Source organism: Streptomyces sp. BF23-19, assembly GCF_041106355.1.
Classification (GTDB): domain Bacteria; phylum Actinomycetota; class Actinomycetes; order Streptomycetales; family Streptomycetaceae; genus Streptomyces; species Streptomyces virginiae_A.
The window spans coordinates 48,898-64,716 of the sequence record NZ_JBGBPT010000016.1 but is presented as its reverse complement, the minus strand read 5'-3'; the positions used below and the strand labels follow the sequence as shown (position 1 = coordinate 64,716).

The 15,819-nt window shown below is 72.1% G+C and carries 16 protein-coding genes; 8 read left to right on the top strand and 8 right to left on the bottom strand.

Annotated features, from left to right (window positions below; translation table 11 throughout):
- Positions 1–26 precede the first annotated feature (26 nt).
- On the bottom strand, positions 27–2,081 hold the full coding sequence (locus tag AB8A24_RS12130; protein ID WP_369475506.1) for a thioredoxin domain-containing protein: 2,055 nt from the start codon (positions 2,079–2,081) through the stop codon (positions 27–29).
- A gap of 198 nt (positions 2,082–2,279) precedes the next feature.
- On the opposite strand from AB8A24_RS12130, the gene AB8A24_RS12125 reads away from it, so the two are divergent.
- Both AB8A24_RS12125 and AB8A24_RS12120 read left to right on the top strand, forming a co-directional pair.
- Positions 2,280–2,522, top strand: coding sequence for a type II toxin-antitoxin system VapB family antitoxin (locus tag AB8A24_RS12125; RefSeq protein WP_266353134.1), 243 nt, complete (start codon positions 2,280–2,282; stop codon positions 2,520–2,522).
- Positions 2,522–2,941 (top strand): PIN domain nuclease, encoded by a 420-nt coding sequence (locus AB8A24_RS12120; RefSeq protein WP_328961921.1) that lies wholly within the window; start codon positions 2,522–2,524, stop codon positions 2,939–2,941. Before AB8A24_RS12125 ends, AB8A24_RS12120 begins: the two co-directional genes overlap by 1 nt.
- Before the next feature lie 52 nt (positions 2,942–2,993).
- On the opposite strand, the gene AB8A24_RS12115 is transcribed toward AB8A24_RS12120, so the two are convergent.
- Positions 2,994–3,770, bottom strand: coding sequence for a DUF4344 domain-containing metallopeptidase (locus tag AB8A24_RS12115; protein WP_369475505.1), 777 nt, complete (start codon positions 3,768–3,770; stop codon positions 2,994–2,996).
- Between the two features lie 152 nt (positions 3,771–3,922).
- On the opposite strand from AB8A24_RS12115, the gene AB8A24_RS12110 reads away from it, so the two are divergent.
- On the top strand, positions 3,923–7,162 hold the full coding sequence (locus AB8A24_RS12110) for a tetratricopeptide repeat protein (protein WP_369475504.1): 3,240 nt from the start codon (positions 3,923–3,925) through the stop codon (positions 7,160–7,162).
- Between the two features lie 162 nt (positions 7,163–7,324).
- On the opposite strand, the gene AB8A24_RS12105 is transcribed toward AB8A24_RS12110, so the two are convergent.
- Positions 7,325–7,558 (bottom strand): hypothetical protein, encoded by a 234-nt coding sequence (locus tag AB8A24_RS12105; protein ID WP_266380780.1) that lies wholly within the window; start codon positions 7,556–7,558, stop codon positions 7,325–7,327.
- 2 nt (positions 7,559–7,560) lie between these two features.
- The gene (mca, locus tag AB8A24_RS12100; protein ID WP_161293738.1) at positions 7,561–8,442 is read right to left on the bottom strand and encodes a mycothiol conjugate amidase Mca; all 882 of its coding nucleotides are present in this window, start codon (positions 8,440–8,442) and stop codon (positions 7,561–7,563) included.
- 107 nt (positions 8,443–8,549) lie between these two features.
- On the opposite strand from mca, the gene AB8A24_RS12095 reads away from it, so the two are divergent.
- The gene (locus AB8A24_RS12095; RefSeq protein ID WP_369475503.1) at positions 8,550–8,963 is read left to right on the top strand and encodes a DUF4307 domain-containing protein; all 414 of its coding nucleotides are present in this window, start codon (positions 8,550–8,552) and stop codon (positions 8,961–8,963) included.
- A 137-nt stretch (positions 8,964–9,100) separates the two neighbouring features.
- The gene (gene greA, locus AB8A24_RS12090; RefSeq protein WP_030009952.1) at positions 9,101–9,598 is read left to right on the top strand and encodes a transcription elongation factor GreA; all 498 of its coding nucleotides are present in this window, start codon (positions 9,101–9,103) and stop codon (positions 9,596–9,598) included.
- A 103-nt stretch (positions 9,599–9,701) separates the two neighbouring features.
- Here greA and AB8A24_RS12085 read toward each other — a convergent pair whose 3' ends face one another.
- From AB8A24_RS12085 to ilvA, 3 genes are all read right to left on the bottom strand, one after another.
- Positions 9,702–10,571, bottom strand: a complete 870-nt coding sequence (locus AB8A24_RS12085; RefSeq protein WP_369475502.1) for an ABC transporter permease — start codon at positions 10,569–10,571, stop codon at positions 9,702–9,704.
- On the bottom strand, positions 10,568–11,590 hold the full coding sequence (locus AB8A24_RS12080; protein WP_369475501.1) for an ATP-binding cassette domain-containing protein: 1,023 nt from the start codon (positions 11,588–11,590) through the stop codon (positions 10,568–10,570). The genes AB8A24_RS12085 and AB8A24_RS12080 overlap by 4 nt, the downstream gene beginning before the upstream one ends.
- A 135-nt stretch (positions 11,591–11,725) precedes the next feature.
- Positions 11,726–12,958, bottom strand: coding sequence for a threonine ammonia-lyase (gene ilvA, locus AB8A24_RS12075; protein ID WP_328961930.1), 1,233 nt, complete (start codon positions 12,956–12,958; stop codon positions 11,726–11,728).
- 173 nt (positions 12,959–13,131) lie between these two features.
- On the opposite strand from ilvA, the gene AB8A24_RS12070 reads away from it, so the two are divergent.
- The 3 genes from AB8A24_RS12070 to AB8A24_RS12060 are packed head-to-tail and all read left to right on the top strand — an operon-like array spanning position 13,132 to position 14,384.
- Positions 13,132–13,653, top strand: a complete 522-nt coding sequence (locus AB8A24_RS12070; protein WP_328961931.1) for a MarR family transcriptional regulator — start codon at positions 13,132–13,134, stop codon at positions 13,651–13,653.
- A gap of 48 nt (positions 13,654–13,701) precedes the next feature.
- Positions 13,702–14,133: a sigma factor-like helix-turn-helix DNA-binding protein gene (locus tag AB8A24_RS12065; protein WP_328961932.1), complete on the top strand. Its 432-nt coding sequence runs from the start codon at positions 13,702–13,704 to the stop codon at positions 14,131–14,133.
- Positions 14,130–14,384, top strand: a complete 255-nt coding sequence (locus AB8A24_RS12060) for a hypothetical protein (protein ID WP_328961933.1) — start codon at positions 14,130–14,132, stop codon at positions 14,382–14,384. The genes AB8A24_RS12065 and AB8A24_RS12060 overlap by 4 nt, the downstream gene beginning before the upstream one ends.
- A gap of 224 nt (positions 14,385–14,608) precedes the next feature.
- Here the strand turns inward: AB8A24_RS12060 and AB8A24_RS12055 are convergent, their stop codons facing one another.
- Positions 14,609–15,766: a cystathionine gamma-synthase gene (locus tag AB8A24_RS12055; RefSeq protein ID WP_030712362.1), complete on the bottom strand. Its 1,158-nt coding sequence runs from the start codon at positions 15,764–15,766 to the stop codon at positions 14,609–14,611.
- Between the last annotated feature and the right edge of the window lie 53 nt (positions 15,767–15,819).

Genomic DNA, 15,819 nt, shown 5'->3' with positions numbered 1-15,819 from the left:
CCGGAATTGACGGTACTCCGGTCATTTCAGGGGCGAATCGCACCCAACTGCTCGGCCAGTTCGACCGGTTCCGTCGTAGGCCGCGCGCAGACGAAATGTCGACACACATACGCCGTAGGAAGGTCGTGGACGAGTGTGCGCTCGGCAAGAAGGGGGAACTCACCGCCGGCGCCGTCCGCCGTACGCGGAAGACCGACCGCCACCACCGCCCCGGGAGCCGTCCCCAGCAACGCGGTCCGGTGCAGCAGCGCCAGCGCCGGATCCTCCGGGTGACCCACGACCGCCACCTCACGCGGCCCGTCGAGGAGCGCCTCGGCCACCGACAGCCCGTGCCCGATGTAGCGCGGCACCCGCGGCCCGAGCGCGTGCACCACCCCGAGCGCCCGCTCCGCCGCCGTACGGTGCGCCTCCGAGCCGGTGTGCGCCGCGTACGAGAGCAGCGCGCCCGCGGCGGCCGTCCACCCCGACGGGGCGGCCGTGTCCGTCGGGTCCTGCGGCCGGCGGATGAGCTTCTCGGCGTCGTGCGCCGTGTCGTACAGCGACCCGTCCTCGGCGGTGAACCGGTCCAGGACCAGGTCGACGAGGAACCCGGCGAACTCCAGCCAGACCCCCTCGCCGGTCACGGACGCCAGCGCGAGGAAGCCCTCCGCGACGTCGCCGTAGTCCTCCAACACCCCGTCGTTGGTGCCGACCTGGCCGTCCTTGCTGGTGCGCGACAGCCGCGCCCGGCCGTCCATGTGCACGCGCACCAGCAGATCGGCCGCCTCGGTCGCCCGTTCCACCAGGTCGGGCCGCTCGAAGTACGCCCCGCACTCGGCGAGCGCGGCGATCGCCAGCCCGTTCCACGCGGCGACGATCTTGTCGTCCCGCCCGGGCGCGGGTCGCCGCCCCCGCGCGGCCAGCAGCCGCTCCTTGATCCCGGCGAGCCGGCCCGCCTCCACCGCGGGCCCGTCCTGGGGCAGCTGCAGTACGGACGCGCCGTGCTCGAAGGTCCCCTCCTCGGTCACCCCGAAGTACCCGGCGGCCAGATCCCCGTCGTCCTCCCCCAGTACCTCGCGCAGCTGGGCCGGCGTCCAGGCGTAGTAGGCCCCCTCGACGTGCTCCCCGGTCAGCGGATCCTCGCTGTCGGCGTCGAGCGCGGAGGCGAACCCGCCCTGGTCGGTGCGCAGCTCCCGGACCATGAAATCGGCGGTCTCCAGCGCGACCCGGCGCGCGAGATCGGATCCGGTGGCGCGCCACAGGTGGGCGTAGACCCGGCACAGCAGCGCGTTGTCGTAGAGCATCTTCTCGAAGTGCGGGACCACCCACTCGCGGTCCACGGAGTACCGCGCGAACCCGCCTCCGAGCTGGTCGTAGATCCCGCCACGCGCCATCGCCTCGCACGTGTCCGCGGCCATCTGGAGGGCGCCCTCGGACCCGGTGCGCGCGTGGTGGCGCAGCAGGAACTCCAGCACCATGGACGGCGGGAACTTCGGCGCCCCGCCGAATCCGCCGCGCACGGCGTCGTACTCCCGCGTCAGCCCGAGCAAGGCCTCGGCGAGCTCCTCGGGTCCGGGGGTCCCGGCCTTCCCGTAGTCCAACTCCCGTCCGGCCAGGTCCCGTACGATCCGCTGCGCGACCTCGGCGACCTCCTCGGGGCGCCCCACCCAGGCGGTCCGCACCCCTTCGAGGACCTGCATGAAGGAGGGCATGCCCTGCCGGGGCTCGGGCGGGAAGTAGGTCCCGAAGTAGAAGGGTTCGGCGTCGGCGGTCATGAAGACGGTCATGGGCCACCCGCCCTGCCCGGTGGCCGCCTGCACGGCTTCCATGTAGACGGCGTCGACGTCGGGGCGTTCCTCGCGGTCCACCTTGATGTTGACGAAGTGTTCGTTCATGTAGGCGGCGGTCAGTTCGTCCTCGAAGCTCTCGCCGGCGAGCACGTGACACCAGTGGCAGCTCGAATAGCCGACGCTGAGGTGCACGGGCACCCCGCGTTCACGCGCCTCCGCGAAGGCCTCGGGCGACCACGGCCACCAGTCGACGGGATTGTCGGCGTGCTGGAGGAGGTAGGGAGAGGTCTCGTTCGCGAGGCGGTTCGGCATGGGCCCATCCTGCCGCACGGGAACGGATCGGCGCCGAAGGACGCCGGCCAGGTCGCGGGTCCAGGCGTCGCGGGTGCGGGCCCGGTCCGCGGGGCAGTGGCGGCCTGATCGCCAAGTGGGGCACCGTACGCCAAACGATATCGCCATGAAGGGCAAGGTGATATCGTTTGACGCATCTGATCATCCGAGGAGGCCGGCATGGCGAGGACAGTGATCGACCTTGACGAGGCCATGGTCGCCGAGGCGATGCGCATCTTCGGCACCAAGACAAAAGCTCAGGCCGTACGGCTCGCCATGGAAGACGCCGTCAAACGGCACCTCAGGCAAGAGGGTTTCGACGCCATGGACGCCGGCGACTTCGACTTCAGCGAGATCATCGAGAGCACCGGTCCTCGCAACGCCGACGGGACCCTGAAGCGCGATGGCGGCCGGGCCGCCTGATGCAGGAGCGCTTCCTGATCGACAAATCAGCTCTGGCACGCTGGACGAAGCCCGGCGTGAGAGAGGTATTGAAGCCTCTCCACGAGCGCTATCTGCTTGCAGTCTGCCAACCCACCGAGTACGAGATGGTCCACTCGGCCCGGGATACCGCCGAGGCCACGCGAATCAGCACCTGGCTTCATGCCTTCGACTACCTTTCCGGTGACGACGACACCTTCACCCGCGCACTGGAAGTGCAGCGCCACGCCCTCAACGCGGGGTTCCACCGGGCACTGTCGCTCCCCGACCTTCTCATCGCCGCCACAGCGGAACTGAACCGGATGACCGTCCTCCACTACGACGGCGACTTCGACATGATCGCCTCCCTCACCGGCCAACCCACCGAGTGGGTCGTGCCACCGGGCAGCGTCGACGGCTGAACGGGCGGTTGGGCATGGGCCCGTCCTGCCGCACCGTCCGGCGTGCGCCTCGTCACCGGGCCGTCGCCCCTTTCCGCAGGAGCGGGGTCAGGTCCGCGGTCCAGGTGTCGCGGGTGGCGGCCCAGGTGCGGGCGCAGTGCGCGCGGGCAGGTGTCGCGAGGTCCGGGTGGCGGGCGGGGGCCGCGCCGTAGGCCGCGCAGCGGTGGGATTCCGCGCGGGCCGGGTCCGGGGCGTGTTCGTCGTCGGGGTCCGGGGTGGGGTCGGCGGCAGCCGCGAGGTCGTAGGCGCGGGCGGCGGTCAGCAGGGCGTGGTCGCCCTCCGGGGCGCGCAGGAGCATCAGCTGGGCGAAGCGGTCGGCGGCGTCCTCCTCGGCACGGCCCTGGTCGCGGACGGGGAGGTCGAGGGCGTCGATGAGGGCGTGGCCCGCCTCGTGGTGGAGGGTCTCCCGGACGATGTCGGAGAGGGGTCCGTCGGCCGGGTGGCGGTCGGCTTCCTCGAACCGTTGCCGATCCTCCGTCAGGTCGTCGTAGCAGAGCTCGATCCGGCGGGTCTCGGGATCGTAGCCGCTGCCCTCGCCCCCGCAGGAGCGGGCGACGACCGCGATGCGGCGCGGGACGTCGAGGTAGGCGTTGAGGTCGGCGGTGACGAGCTCGACGAGTTGGCGGCCTTCGAGCAGGTCGGCGGTCTCGCGGTCGGCCTCGTCCGGTTTCTCGTGGCGCGGCACGAATCCCCGTGCGGGCGGCGGGGGTTCGCATCCGGGCAGGGCCGACAGCAGGGCCGTCGCGCACAGGGTCGAGACCAGCGCGGTGCGTAAGCGACGTGGCGTCATGTTGCCCTCCGGATATGCCAGTTGACTGAATTCGACCCGACTGTAGGAGAGAGTGCGCACTTCCCTCTGAACTAGCTCAGATTCCCTCGCGCTCGGGGGAGTCCCGCAGGACACTTGGGGCTCGTTGCCGGAGCTCTCTGAGGGGGATGCCGATGCGGGACAGCCATCGCGGTGAGGCCGAGCGGCTGTTGGAGCGGGCCGTGGACGAGGCGGCGCAACGGGGAACGGGTGCGGGCATCGACCGGGCGACGTTGCTGGCCCGGGGCCGGGAGGCCCTGGACGCGCTCGCCGCGAGTGCGGCGCCGGAGTACGAGGCCTACGTACGGGCTCTGGACGAGGCGGCGGCCGGGGACCAGTCGCTCGGTGAGGCCTTCCGGCGGGGCAACCCTTCCACGGCGTTGCTGGTGACGGCGGTGGCGGCGGCCGCGGCCGTGGGCGCGGACCTGTCGCTGGGTGTCGCGGCCGGTACGGCGCTGACCGCGGGGGCCGTGGTGGGGATCTCCGGGGCGGTGGCGACGGTGGTGAAGGTGACGGCGCTGCACCTGCCGGCCGCGAACCGGCGGGCCGGGGAGCGGGGCCGGCCCGGCGGGCCAGAGCAGTTGAGGCTGCAGTGGCTGTCGGCGCTGGAGGTGCGCGGGATACGGCCGTTCCTGGAGCAGCAGCGCGCGGTGGCCGCGGCGGCCCGGGCGGCCCGGCCCGTGGCCCGGCCGGCGGCGGCGCGGCCCGCGCCGCGGTTGCGGGGGACGGATCGCAGTGCGGAGGCGCGGCGGCGCAGTGCGCTGGAGCATTCCTTCGGGCAGCTGCCGGCTCCGGCGGAGGTGTTCGCGGGGCGGCGCTCGGAGCTGACCCGGATCGCGCAGTGGGTGCAGGCGGCGCGGGCCAGTACGGAGACCCGGCCGGTGGTGGTGGTGCTGCACGGTGAGCCGGGGGTGGGACGTACGGCGCTGGCGCTGCGGGCGGCGCACGCGCTGCGGGACCAGTTCCGGGGTGCGTGCGTGGTGGACCTGCGGGGCGGTTCGGCCGGGGAGGCGTCCGGAGAGGCGCCGCTGGCCACGCGGGAGGCGCTGCTGCACCTGATGAACCGGCTCGGTGCCCCGCGCGAGCAGTTGTTGTTCCGTGAGGGCGCGTCGGCGGAGCAGCAGGTGCGGCGCCTGGGCGAGTTGTACCACCAACATCTGCAGGGGCTGCCGGTGACGGTGCTGCTGGACGACGCGGTGGACGCGGCGCAGGTGCGGATGCTGGTTCCGGAGCGTTCCGAGAGCCTGGTGCTGGTGACGGCGCGGGAGCCGTTGGAGCTGCCCGCGGATCTGGCGGCGTGGGTGTACCAGCTGCCGGTGGAGCGGTTGGCGCGGGAGGAGGCGGCGGAACTGCTCCGGACGGCGTGGGCGGGGGGCACGGCGGGTGCGGCGGACCTGGCGGAGGAGGACGTGGCCGCGGTGGTGGAGCTGAGCGGCGGGCTCCCGCTCGCTCTGCGGCTGCTGGCTCCGCCGGCGCGCGAGGGCCGGGACCTGTCGGACGGCACGGCCGCGCACCCGGTGGAGGCGGCGCTGCGGGCGGCGGACGCGCGGCTGGCCGAGCCCGCCCGGCGGTTGCTGCGGCGGCTGCCGCTGGCCGGGCGGGCGTCGCTGGGTGGTGCGGCGGCGGCCGCGCTGGCGGACGTACCGGAGGCGGCGGCGCTGCGCACGCTGGAGGAGCTGTGGGAGGCCGGGCTGATCGAGCGGGTGCGCGGCCAGCGGTTCCGGATGCACGACGCGGTGCGCTCGTACGCGGCGACGCGGGCGGCGGCGGACGAGGACCGGGCGCAGGCCGCGGCGGCCCACGAGCGACTGATCCGCGCCTACGCGGGGCTCGCGGACGCGGTGATCCGGATGGTCGACGGGAAGATGTCGACGCGGGCCAATCAGTTCGGGGTCCACGGGTTCGCCTCGCTGGACGCGGCGCTGCGCTGGCTGGACGACGAGTCGAGCTTCATCACGGCGGCGCTGCGGCATTCGGAGGGCGTGGACCAGCAGGCGGTGCTGGATCTGCTGGGCGCGCTGTGCGATTTCTGTCTGTTGCGCGGGGACCTGTACCGGCTGGGCGAGATCGATGAGCTGACGCAGGTGGTCGCGGCGGGCCAGAACGGGCTGAAGGGGCAGCAGGGACGGCTGGTGCGGTCGGTGCAGTGGCGTACGGGTATCGCCGCGCGTCAGCTGGGCGAGCTGGACAAGGCCCGCACCACGCTGGCCTCGGTGGTGGACCAGTACATGGAGGCCGATCAGGAGGCCGCGGCGGCGATGGCCCTGATCTCGCTCGGGATCACCTTGCACCACCAGGGCAATCTCCCGGAGGCGGCGGTGCGGATCCGGGAGGCGCTGGAGCTGCAGGAGCCGCCGGAGCTGGCCGGTGACCGGGCCTGGGGGCTGCACGCGCTGGCGGCGGTGGAGCGGGACCGGGCGCGGCTGGCGGAGGCGGCGCGGCTGCTGGAGACCTCGCTGGCGTTGCACCGGGAGAGCGAGAGCGTGCACGGGGAGGCGTGGGCGCATTTCCAGCTGGGGCAGGTGCACCTGCGGTTCGGGGACGTGGAGCGGGCGGAGGTGGAGCTGCGGCGGGCTCTGGACCTGTACGGGCGTACCCGCGACGACCGCGGTGAGGCCTGGGCGCTGACGCAGCTGGGCCGGGCCCGGGTGGTGGACGGGGATCCGGGGCCGGCGGTGGACGGGCTGCGGGAGGCGTTGGCCCGGCACCGGGAGGCGGAGGACGCGCGCGGGGAGGCGTGGACGCAGTACTACCTCGGGCAGGCGCTGGAGGTGGGCGGCGAGCGCGACGAGGCGGTACGGGAGCTGGAGCGGGCGCGGACGATGTTCTCGCGGATGCGGGACGTGTACGGGCTGGCGTACGCCCGCCACCATTCGGGGCGGGTGACGCGGGACCAGCGCGCGGCCCAGACGGGGAACCTGCGCAACTCCGGCTTCGCCCGTCAGCTGCTGGTCGACGCGCGGGCGGATTTCCGGCGGATCGGGCTGGCGCACGGCGAGGCGTGGACGTGTCTGGAGCTGGCGGTGATCGACGCGGGCAACGGCCGGCTGTCGCAGGCGCTGGGGCTGTGCGAGGAGGCGGTGCGGCTGTTCATCTCGTACGGGGACCGGCGCGGGGAGGACTGGGCGCGGTTCCTGCGGTGCACGATGCTGCCGTACGCGGTGCCGGCGGCGCCGGAGGAGGCGCGGGCGGAGCTGGGGCGCCTCGCGCAGGCGCCGCATCCGGCGCGGGACGGCCGGCTGGAGGACTGCCTGGAGACGTACGGGGTGATCCTGGGCCGGGGCGTGGATCCGGCGGAGGGCTGGCAGGCGTGGCGGCTCGGCCTGGTGCCCAACCTGCACTCGCGGGAGGTCATGGGGGTCCCGCGAGCCTGACGCGACCACGTCCCGGGAGGCCTCGGTGGGCCTCGGTGGGACCCGGCGGCGTGCGCGCCGGAGCCGCCGCCCCGCCGGTTCTCCCGGCCGGGGCGCCGGCGTGCACGCGAGGTCCTGCGGGCCGTACCGAGCCCCGCTCCGGGCCCTGGGCCCTGCTCCGCCTTACGGGGCCCGGGTGCCGTCCGTGCCGGGGGCGGCCGGGGCCGCCGGGTCCGGGGCCTCCTCGAAGTTCACCCGGCCCATGTGCCGGTTCATGGACTTCATCAGGGCCCACACGCCGACGGCGAGGGCCGCGAAGACGACGAAGCCGAGGAGGCCGGGCGTCACCTTGTTCTTGTCGAAGGTGTCACCCGCCAGCGGAAGGAGCTGGGTCAGTGCTGCCTGCGTAGCGCTCATAGCTACGCATTCTCCCGGATGCCCGCGAAGAGGTCGGACTCGGGGAGGGAAGTGTCGACGAGCGACTTCGCCAGCTCGTACTCCTCCGTGGGCCAGACCTCCTTCTGGATGTCCATCGGGACGCGGAACCAGCCGCCGTCCGGGTCGATCTGCGTGGCGTGCGCGATGAGCGCCTTGTCACGGATCTCGAAGAAGTCGGCGCAGGGCACGTGGGTGGTCAGGTTCCGCTCCTTGCGCTCGAACTCCTTCCACCGCTCCAGCCACTCCCCGTAGGGGGACTCCAGGCCGCGCGCGAGGAGCGCCTCGTGGAGGGCGATGGTGCGCGGCTTGTTGAAGCCCTGGTTGTAGTAGAGCTTCTGCGGCTGGTGGGCCGGGCCGTACTCGCTCTCCGGGTACTTCTCGGTGTCGGCCGCGCTGTCGAAGGCCAGCATGGAGATCGTGTGGGTCATGATGTGGTCGGGGTGCGGGTAGCCCCCGTTCTCGTCGTAGGTGGTGACGACCTGCGGCTTGAAGGCGCGGATCTTCTTCACCAGCTCGCCGGCGGCCTCGTGGACGTCCGCGAGCGCGAAGCAGCCCTCGGGCAGCGGGGGCAGCGGGTCGCCCTCGGGGAGGCCGGAGTCGACGTAGCCGAGCCATTCCTGCTGGACGCCGAGGATGTCGCGGGCCTCGTCCATCTCCTTGGCGCGGACCTCGTGGATGTTCTCCTCGATGTACTTGTCGCCCTGGAGCTTGGGGTTCAGGACCGAGCCGCGCTCGCCACCGGTGCAGGTGACGACCAGCACGGGAACCCCCTCGGACACGTACTTGGCCATGGTGGCCGCGCCCTTGCTCGACTCGTCGTCGGGGTGGGCGTGGACGGCCATCAGTCGAAGCTGCTCGGTCAAAACAGGATCCTCTGCGATTCGGCGCGACACTCAGCTCCTATAGTGACCGAACTGGGGGGCGGAAAATTCCAGGGGTGACCGAGCCGTCCCCGGCGAGAGGAACGATCATGAGCGCGGTGCGCGAGGGACTGCCCGAGGGCCGGTACGGCCGGTCGGCGGACGAGCGTGCGGACCGGAAGCTCAAGATCGTCGGATCGGTGCTGGGTGCGGCGCTGCTGGGCGTGGTCGGCTGGATCGGCTGGGACTACGTCGCGGGACAGAGCGTGAGCGCCGAAGTGATCAAGTTTCAGGTGATTTCGGACACCGAGGTGAAGGTGCACCTGGAGGTCCGCAAGGAGTCCTCGGTCACCGGTGTCTGCTCCCTGAGCTCCCAGGACAAGGAGCACGCCGAGGTGGGTCGAGCCGACTTCACCTTCGCGCAAGCACGGTCGCGGGTGGACGAGCTCGTCACCCTGAAGACCACCAGCAGGGCCGCGATGATCGAGCTGGTCGGCTGCCGGCCGGCGCCTTCCGCCCGCTGAGGTCCGAAAAGGATTGAAGTCGCGCCCCGCGAGGCAATGAGCCTGTGGGGTCCTCCCTCTTTTCTTCCCGAATTGTTAGGCTCGTGGTTTCGTCCGCCGCTGGCGGCAGTAGTCCCCTGTACCGACGAGGAGCACCCGTGACCCAGACGAGCGAAAGCGTCACCTGGCTGACCCAGGCGGCGTACGACCAGCTGAAGGCGGAGCTGGACTACCTCTCTGGTCCCGCCCGCACGGAGATCGCCACGAAGATCGCAGCTGCCCGCGAGGAGGGCGACCTGCGTGAGAACGGTGGCTACCACGCGGCGAAGGAGGAGCAGGGCAAGCAGGAGCTTCGGGTCCGCCAGCTCACGCAGCTCCTGGAGAACGCCAAGGTCGGCACCGCGCCCGCGTCCGACGGCGTGGTGGCCCCCGGCACGCTCGTCAAGATCGCCTTCGACGGCGACGAGGACGACACCATGGAGTTCCTGCTGGCCTCGCGTGAGTACGCGTCCTCGGACTTCGAGACGTACTCCCCCCAGTCCCCGCTGGGCAGCGGCGTGCTGGGCAAGGCGATCGGCGAGGACGCCGAGTACGAGCTGCCGAACGGCAAGAAGGCCTCGGTCAAGATCCTTGACGTCAAGCCCTTCACCGGCTGATCACCCTCGGTCACCGTTTTCTTCCTGACCGACGACGCGCGATGCCCGGCCGGACTCTCCCGGCCGGGCATCGCGCGTTGCTGCTGGTACGGGGCCGCGGGGCTCAGCCGTCCGCTCCGCGGTACTTGCGGACCGAGAGGGTGCGGAAGAGCAGGATGATCAGGGCCGACCAGATCAGCGAGGCCCAGACGGGGTGGACCATCGGCCACGCGTCGGACCGGGACACGCCCGGGTTCCCGAAGAGCTCGCGGCAGGCCTGGACGGTGGCGCTGAACGGGTTCCATTCGGCGATGGGCTGGAGCCAGCTCGCCATGTTCTCCGTGGGGACGAACGCGTTGGAGATGAACGTGACGGGGAACAGCCAGATCAGCCCGCCCGAGGTGGCCGCCTCCGGAGTCCGCACGGACAGCCCGATCAGGGCGCCGATCCAGGAGAACGCATACCCGAGCAGGAGCAGCAGGCCGAAGCCGGCCAGCACCTCGCCGACGCTCGTGTGCGTGCGCCAGCCGACGAGGAGGGCGACGATCGCCAGCACCACCAAGGTCAGCGCGGTCTGCATCAGGTCGGCCAGGGTACGGCCGGTCAGGACGGCGCCGCGGGCCATGGGCAGCGATCGGAAGCGGTCGATCAGGCCCTTGTGCATGTCGTCCGCGATGCCGGCGCCGGCGCCCGCCGTGGCGAAGGTGACGGTCTGGGCGAAGATGCCGGCCATCAGGAAGTTCCGGTAGTCACTGGCGCTGGTCGAGCCGCCGATCATCATCGAGCCGCCGAAGACGAAGCTGAACAGCACCACGAACATGACCGGCTGGATCAGCCCGAAGATCACCATCTCGGGGATCCGGCTGAGGCGGATGACGTTCCGCTTGGCGATGACGAGGGAGTCGTTGACGGACTGGACGACGCCGCCGCGCGGACGGGGCGCCGCGAGTTCGCCGTTCGGGGAGGTGCCCGGGTTCGGGGACGTGAGGGTCACTTCGCCACCTCCTTCCGGGCCACCTTGCGGCCCTTGGCCCCGGTACCGTCCGGTGCGTCGCCGTTGTCCTCCACGGCCCGTTCGGGCGCGTGCCCGGTCAGGGAGATGAACACGTCGTCGAGGGTGGGGCGGCGCAGGCCGATGTCGTCGATCTCGATGCCCCGGCCGTCGAGTTCGCGGATGACCTCGGCGAGCAGCTTGGCGCCGCCCGACACGGGTACGGTCAGCTTGCGGGTGTGCTCCTCGACCGCGGTCTCGCCCTTGCCGAAGCCGGCGAGCACCTCGCGCGCGGTGGCCATGTGCTGCCGCTCGTGGACGACGACCTCCACGCGCTCGCCGCCGGTGCGGGCCTTGAGCTGGTCGGAGGTGCCGCGGGCGATGACCTTGCCGTGGTCGACCACGCAGATGTCGTGCGCGAGGTGGTCGGCCTCCTCCAAGTACTGGGTGGTGAGGAGCAAGGTCGTACCGCCGGCGACCAGTTCCTGAATGATGCCCCACAGCTGCTGGCGGTTGCGGGGGTCGAGTCCGGTGGTCGGCTCGTCCATGAACATCACGGGCGGGCTGACGACGAGGGCGGCCGCGAGGTCCAGGCGCCTGCGCATACCGCCGGAGTAGGTCTTCGCCGTGCGGTCGGCGGCGTCGGAGAGGTTGAAGCGTTCGAGGAGTTCGGTGGCCCGGGCTTTGGCCGCCTTGGCCTTCATCTGGTAGAGCTGGCCGACCATCTGGAGGTTCTCGCGGCCGGTCAGGTACTCGTCGACGGCCGCGAACTGGCCGGAGAGGCCGATGGCGCGGCGGACTTCGTTGGGGTGCTTGAGCACGTCCATGCCGGCGACGACCGCCTTGCCGCTGTCGGGCCGCAGGAGGGTGGTCAGGACGCGTACGGTCGTGGTCTTGCCCGCGCCGTTCGGGCCGAGCAGACCCAGGACGGTGCCTTCGGGGACATCGAGGTCCACGCCGTCGAGAGCCCGTACATCGCCGAAGGTCTTGACCAGACCTTCGGCGTAGATAGCGCCTGGCATATGGATTCTCCCAGTGATCGGGCCAGTAGAATCAAGATATTCAGGGCATTTCTACGCAAATCCTATGGGCGCCGGGCAGGTCCTGCTCGGCCGAACGGGGGATGCGTCCGGCCCGAGCGACAGGCAGGACGGTCTCTAGCTCATCACCTTGTATCCCGCGCCGTGCAGGGAACGCGCGACTTCCGCGCAGTGCTCCGGGCCCTTCGTCTCCAGGTGCAGCTCCACCTCCACCTCCGTGAGCCCCAACCGCGGGTCCGTCCGCACGTGGCTCACGTCCAACACGTTCGCATCCACCACTGACAACACCGCCAGGAGCCCGGCCAGGGCGCCCGGCCGGTCGGCCACGCGCAGCCGCAGGGACAGGTATCGACCCGCCGCCGCCATACCGTGGCGCAGGATCCGCTGGAGCAGCAGCGGATCGACGTTCCCGCCGGACAGGACGGCCACCACCGGGCCGCCGCCGTACAGTTCGGGCTCGCTGAGCAGGGCCGCGACCGTGCTGCACCCGGCCGGTTCGACCACCAGCTTGGCCCGCTCCAGGCACAGCAGCAGGGCACTGGAGAGGGCGTCCTCGGAAACCGTGCGCACGTCGTCGACGAGCTCGCCGATGATTTTGAAGGGGACGTCGCCGGGGCGGCCGACCTTGATCCCGTCGGCCATCGTCATCGGTTCGTCGATCGAGATCGGGTGCCCGGCCTTGAGCGAGGGCGGGTACGCGGCCGCGCCCGCCGCCTGCACCCCGATGACCCGTACGTCCGGCCGCAGCGCCTTCACGGCGACCGCGACACCGGCCGCGAGACCGCCGCCGCCGATCCCGACGAGGATGGTCCGCACCTCCGGGCACTGCTCCAGGATCTCCAGGCCGACGGTGCCCTGGCCCGCGATGATGTCGCGGTGGTCGAAGGGGTGGATGAACACCGCGCCGGTGCGGTCCGCGTACTCCTGGGCGGCCAGGAAGGTCTCGTCGACGACCTGCCCGTGCAGGCGCACGTCGGCGCCGTACTCCTGGGTCGCGGCCACCTTCGGCAGTGGCGCCCCGACCGGCATGAACACCGTCGAGTGGACCCCGAGGAGGGAGGAGGCCAGTGCCACGCCCTGCGCGTGGTTGCCCGCGCTCGCGGCGACGACGCCGGCGGCCCGCTGCTCGGGGCGCAGGCCGGCGATGCGTACGTAGGCGCCGCGGAGCTTGAAGGAGCCGGTGCGCTGGAGGTTCTCGCACTTGAGGTGGACCGGGGAGCCGGTGAGTGCGGAGAGGTGCCGGCTGCCCTCCATGGCGGTGACCCGGGAGACGCCGGAGAGCATCTTCTGAGCCCCCCGGATGTCGTCGAGGATGACCTGGGGGACGGGCTGGGGCACGCGGTAGTTCATGTCGCCAGTCTCGCAGGGCGTGCGGGAGGGGCGATATCTCGCCATCCGGGACACCTACGGGGCGGGGGCCCGAACCGGCCGTATCAGTTCTCGTACGAGGCGTACGAGCCGCCGCACGGCCGCGTACTCTGTCCCCCAACCTTGTCGGACCCACGCGAAGAGAGCCCACGGCCATGCCTTCCATCCCGGCCAATTCCGATCTGCCCGCGGCGCTCGACGCGCCCGCCGGAGCCGGTCTCCTCGACGCGCTCCAGCACCAGGTGGCGGTCTTCGCCCGCCGTGCCGAGCAGACCCGTCTGGGCGGTGTGGGCCAGGCCCGCAACTCGATGGACCGCGCCGCCTACCTGCTGCTGAACCGGCTCGACCTGGAAGGCCCGATGGGCGTGAAGGCGCTCGCCGGCGGCATGGGGATCGACTCCTCCACGGTGACCCGGCAGGTCGCACCGCTGGTCGACAGCGGTCTGGTCAAGCGGACCTCGCACCCCGAGGACGGGCGGGCCGTGGTGCTCGCGCTGTCCCCGCGGGGGCTGGCCCGGCTGGAGGAGGTCCGCTCCTCGCGGCGCGAGCTGATGGCCCGGGTGACGGAGGGCTGGAGCGAGGGCGAGCGGGAATCCTTCACCGGTCTGCTGACGCGCTTCAACCTGTCGCTGTCGGAGCTCATGGCGGCCGTGGCCGAGGCCGGTCCCGCCTCCTGAGCGGAGTCCGTCCGTCCTCTTGACCTGGGCGGCCCCGCTGCCCGCACTATGTGGACTATGCGGGCGGTTGATCAACAGGCGGGCTCCTACGCGGAGTTCGAGGCCTTCGTCGCGGGTGCGGCCGGGCGTCTCCTGCATGTCGCGGTCCTGCTGACCGGTGAACCGGAGTCGGCCCGGCGGCTGCTGGCGGGCGCGCTGGCCCGCACGTACGCGAACTGGCGGCGGCTGCGCGGGGACGACCCGTACGACTTCACCCGCCAGGAACTGTGCGCCGCCTTCGCCCGGACCGGGTGGCGCCACCACGGCGGCGCCGGGCTGCTCGCCCGGCTGAGTCCGCCGGAGCGGCTCGTCCTCGTCCTGCGACTCTACGAAGGGGTCGCGGAGGAGGTCACGGCGGCGCAGCTCGGGATGCCGGTGGATCGGGTACGGGTGCTGTGCAATCGGGCCGTGGCGGCGCTGCGGAACCGGGAGCCGGCGTGAGTGGGCTCCCGGACCGGAAGGAAGCCCAGGTCAGGCGGCTCCTGCAGGGCCCTTACCCGCCGGTGCCGACGGGGCTGGCGGCGGGCGCCGCGGCCCGGGGCGATCGCCTCCTGCGCCGGCGGCGGGCGCTGCGGCGGTTCGGCTGGGCCGTGCTCTTCGCTGCCGCGGTGGCCTTCGTGGTGTGGGCCTCCCTGACCCACCCCTGGACCGCCCCGCCGACCGGCGTGTCCCCACCCCTACAGGGCTGGTAGCCCCCAACTCCGGCTGCGCCGGGCCATCCTGCCTCGCCGGCGTTTGAGGCGCGGGGTCCGGGGCGGAGCCCCAGGAAACCCGGCTCCGCCGGGACCGGGCTCCGCCCGGAACCCTCCCCCAGCTACCGCTGGGAGGTGCCCCCTGCTCAAGCGCCGGCGAGGCTGAAACGGCGCGGCCCCGCCGGCCCGGGTGGGGTCGGCGGGGCCGGGTGAGGGGCCGGGGGCTAGCCCAGGGCCTGGGTCAGGTCCGCGAGGAGGTCGTCGGCGTTCTCGATGCCGACCGACAGGCGGATCAGGTCCGCCGGGACCTCCAGGGCCGAGCCGGCGACCGACGCGTGCGTCATCCGGCCCGGGTGCTCGATCAGGGACTCGACGCCGCCCAGGGACTCGGCCAGGGTGAAGATCTTGGTGCGGCCGCAGACCGCGACCGCCTCTTCCTCGCCACCGGCGACCTGGAAGGAGATCATGCCGCCGAAGTTGCGCATCTGCTTGGCGGCGACCTCGTGCCCCGGGTGCTCGGGCAGGCCCGGGTACAGGACGTTGGTGACCTTCGGGTGGCGCTTGAGCAGCTCGACGACCTTGCCCGCGTTCTCCGCGTGCCGGTCCATGCGCACGGCCAGGGTCTTGATGCCCCGCAGCACGATCCAGGAGTCGAACGGACCGGCCACCGCGCCCATCGCGTTCTGGTGGTAGGCCAGTTCCTCGCCCAGCGCCGCGTCCGCGGCGACCAGCGCGCCGCCGACCACGTCGGAGTGCCCGCCCATGTACTTGGTCAGCGAGTGCACGACCACGTCCGCACCCAGCGCCAGGGGCTGCTGGAGGTACGGCGAGGCGAAGGTGTTGTCCACGACCAGCTTGGCGCCGGCCGACCGCGCGATGTCGGCGACGACGGCGATGTCGGTGATGCCGAGCAGCGGGTTGGAGGGGGTCTCGACCCAGATGACCTTCGTCTTCGGGGTGAGGGCCGCGCGTACCGACTCGGGATCGGAGGTGTCGGCGACCGACCACTCCACGCCCCAGCGGGAGACGACCTTCGCGAAGAGGCGGAAGGTGCCGCCGTACGCGTCGTTCGGGATGACCACGTGGTCACCCGGGGCGAGCAGCGTACGCAGCAGGCAGTCCTCGGCGGCGAGCCCGGACGCGAAGGCGAGACCGCGCCGGCCGCCCTCCAGGGCCGCGAGGTTCTCCTCCAGCGCGGTCCGGGTCGGGTTCGCGCTGCGGCTGTACTCGTAGCCGCCGCGGAGTCCTCCGACGCCGTCCTGCTTGTAGGTGGAAACCTGGTAGATCGGGGGGACGACCGCGCCGGTCTGCGGGTCCGCCGTATTGCCCGCGTGGATCGCGCGGGTCTCGAAGCTCTGGTGCTCGTGGCTGTCGTCGCTCATGGTCCGATGCTATGCCCGCCCGGGGCATGGCCCCCTATTGGCCTGCTCCCCCC